This window comes from Lutimonas sp. (assembly GCF_051011215.1).
Classification (GTDB): Bacteria; Bacteroidota; Bacteroidia; order Flavobacteriales; family Flavobacteriaceae; genus Lutimonas.
Window position 1 is genome coordinate 1 of sequence record NZ_JBPCUJ010000103.1, and the last position, 3,465, is coordinate 3,465.

At 38.7% G+C, this 3,465-nt stretch carries 3 protein-coding genes; all 3 read left to right on the forward strand.

The window, feature by feature from the left end:
- Nucleotides 1-1,587, forward strand: a 1,587-nt coding sequence (locus tag ACR2MV_RS09210; protein WP_434021620.1) for a sulfatase-like hydrolase/transferase, incomplete at its 5' end; no start/stop codon positions are given.
- 48 nt (nt 1,588-1,635) lie between these two features.
- On the forward strand, nt 1,636-2,514 hold the full coding sequence (locus tag ACR2MV_RS09215; RefSeq protein WP_434021621.1) for a hypothetical protein: 879 nt from the start codon (nt 1,636-1,638) through the stop codon (nt 2,512-2,514).
- Between the two features lie 23 nt (nt 2,515-2,537).
- On the forward strand, nt 2,538-3,465 hold a 928-nt coding region (locus ACR2MV_RS09220), incomplete at its 3' end, for an alkaline phosphatase family protein (protein ID WP_434021622.1).

A 3,465-nucleotide genomic window follows, 5' to 3' on the forward strand; every position in this document is an offset into this window, starting at 1 on the left:
GGCGAAGACAAAGACATCCAAAAACGTCTTGATGAACTGAAAAAAGAACACGGAACCACCCCGAACATAGTTTATATTCTTTGGGATGATCAGCAATATGGATCGGTTGGTTTTCCACATATTCAAAAAGCCTTGGGCTATGAAACTCCTATTATAAATCAGCTGGCTGAAGAAGGAATTAATTTCACAAGAATGTACTCAGAACCTGCCTGTACACCTACTAGAGCTGCTTTTTTGACAGGACGTCACCCAGTGCGAAATGGGATGGGAGTTGTTGGAATGCCGCATGAGTTTTCAGGTTTAGCTAAGGAGGAAGTAACACTTGCTGAAGTGCTTTCGGGCGCCGGATATGCAACAGCTCATTTCGGAAAAGGGCATTTAGGCGATATTGAACAAAGTTACCTCCACAATCAAGGATTTGATGAGGCCCTATTTACTCCAATGAACCAAATTACTTCTCTTTACAATCCTCAAGGAAATGCTGTTAATGCAATTTTAGGCTTACACCCTGAACAGTACCCTAAAGATCCTTATCAATTAGATGATCCGGGATTATTACCAAAAGGTTGGGTTCAAATCTTAGATGCTAAAAAAGGTGAACTCGCGGAAGAATGGTGTGGAAATAGCAATGAGTGTTATGAAAAAATGGAGACCGAATCTGAAAACAGAACCATCGACTTTATAAAAAGAAATGCTCAATCTAAAAAGCCGTTTTTCGTGCAGTACTGGCCTAACTTTCTAAATTTTCTGAAACCAGAACCTCAAAAAGCAACATTGAATGGAGGAAAAGTCCCAAATGCTTATGCGAGATTGGATGCCTTCGTTGGAAGGGTAAAAGAAACACTTCATGAAGAAGGAATTGCTGAAAACACCCTCTTTTTAATCATGGCAGATAATGGTCCAATGGTACATAACCCTCCACCGGGATGGGGTATGACTGAAATTTTATTTACTGGAGGTAAAGGAGATTTTACTGAAGGTGGAATTAGAGTTCCTGCCATTGCCTACTGGCCGGGTACCATTAAAAAAGGGCAGTTGGTAGGTGACATTGTTCACGTTTCAGATTTATTCACAACTTTTGCTAAACTTGGTGGTGCAGAAAAGTATATCCCCAAAGACAGAATTATTGACGGACTGGACCAGTCTTCTATATTATTAAATGGCGACACTTTTGGCCGAAGAGATTATGTGTATGTCTACCAAGGCCATACCTTGGCAGCTATCGTCAAAGGCAGGTACAAAAGACATCTGATCTCGGATGATCCCGGAGCGGCAACAGGAATTGGCGCTTCTTTTTATGATTTATACCAGGATCCGAAAGAACACAACCCACATCTTGTACCTTTAATTCATACACAGGGTCAATTTACAAGAATGCAGATCAGACATGAATTGATGAAACAAGAATATCCTGACAAACAAAACGGAAAAGGAATTCCCTTAACAGGAATATCTAATGCCAGACCTGAAACAAAGGCCATCAAAGACATGGTTGAAAATCAAATGAAGTTGATGCCATTTGATGTGAAAAAATACATTGAATTTGACGGCTCCGACATGAAGGTCGATGGAGACTGGGGACATTAATAAAATTAATATAAACCTCCTTAATTGGAGGTTTTTTTTTGATATTACATGAAAAAAGTACTCGTTGTTGTATTACTTGTTATCCTTTCCTTCAATAAGGTAAAGGCACAGGAAAACGAAAATACATCGAACCAAAACAACGTTGAGAATATTGAAAAAGTTACCATTGATGATCTAAACAGGCAATTAGAAAACCCACTATCTAAGTTTTGGTCCCTCATCTTTCAGGAAAATTTAAGTTTTAATTCAGGAGACCTTGTCAGTGGAACCCATATGTCAAATGTCTTTAATTTTCAACCTTCGCTTCCTGTACCAGTTGGTAAATCAAAAATGCTTCTGGTCCGACCTGTTTTCCCTATCGTATCTGTTCCTATATTTGATGAGAATGGAGAAAAAACAGATACAAAAACCGGGCAAGGTGACATGAATGTGTTTTCGCTGTACGGACCCGATAAAAAGGATGGATTGATCTGGGGAGCAGGGCTTACGTTTAGTTTCCCAACTGCTTCTGAAGATTATTTAGGCAGTGGCAAGTTTCAAATGGGGCCAGCGCTAATGGCATTAAGCATTACTAAAAAATGGACCATAGGAACCATCATTCAGCATTGGAATTCTGTAGGTGGAGATACAGATCGTGCAGATGTCACAAAAACAGATATTCAGTATATTCTCAGAAAACAAATCCAAGGCAAGGGTATGTCAATAGGCATGGGACCTAATATTTCTATTGATTGGAATGCTGAATCGGGTAATAAAGTGACCTTACCAATCGGTCTGGGCATAACTAAAACAGTGAAATGGGGAAACACACCCTGGAAACTTAGATTGGAGCCTCAATATTCCATTATCAAACCGGATGATTATGGAGCCTTATGGAACATTAGAATCCAGATTGCACCCATCGTAAGCAATCCTTTTTTGAAGTAATTTACTTTTTATCAATATTTGAAATGAAAATAATACATTTATTTACTGCTCCTAAAATTATAATTGCGATTGTATTCCTTCTCCTTTTGGCATGTGAAAAACCAAAAGAAAGAAGCCATAAAGAAGTTAAATTAGTACTTCAAATTACAGTTGATGGCCTCAGAGGTGATCTTATAAAAAGATACGAAAACCAATTCCAGGAAGGTGGATTTAACTATTTACTTAATAATGGAACTTACTTTAGCAATGCTCATTATCAGCATGCGAATACAGAAACCATTGTTGGTCATACAACATTGGCTACAGGCACTACTCCATCAAAACATGGAATGATAGGTAATGTATGGTATCATTCTGAATCTGGTGAAATCGGGTATAATATTGAGGATCCTGAGGCACCACTATTACCGACACGAGAGAAGACTAAAAAGTCTGCTCAATTGGATCCTGCTCAGAAAGCATCTAGAACTTCGGGACGGTCACCTAAGGCGATTTTAGCAAAAACCTTCAGTGATAATTTATACAAGGCCTCGAATGGTGATGCCAAAATCTTCGGGATTTCCGGAAAAGACCGTGGTGCTATTTCAATGGCAGGTCATTATGGAAAAGCTATTTGGTATTCCACTGACAACGGTGATTTTATAAGTAGTCAATATTATTATAAAGATTATCCGTCATGGATAAATAAATGGAATGAAAAAAGAAAAGCAGAAAAATTAGCTGGCCAATACTGGAACTTATTGAATGACCTTTCTTCTTATCAATTTAAAAACCAGGATAATCGCCCCTACGAAGTTGATCTAAAAGGTTTCGGAAAGGTTTTCCCTCATCAATTTGGTGGCATAAACCACCCCTTGCTATATACTCAAATAATCGTCAGCCCTAAAGGAGATGCCTTACTGCTGGATTTTGCCAAAAAGCTGGTGGAGAATGAAAATCTGGGTCAGGATG

Excerpts from the sequence above, each read along its gene's own strand:
- ACR2MV_RS09215 (WP_434021621.1), top strand. The coding sequence starts at position 1,636 with ATGAAAAAAGTACTCGTTGTTGTATTACTTGTTATCCTTTCCTTCAAT.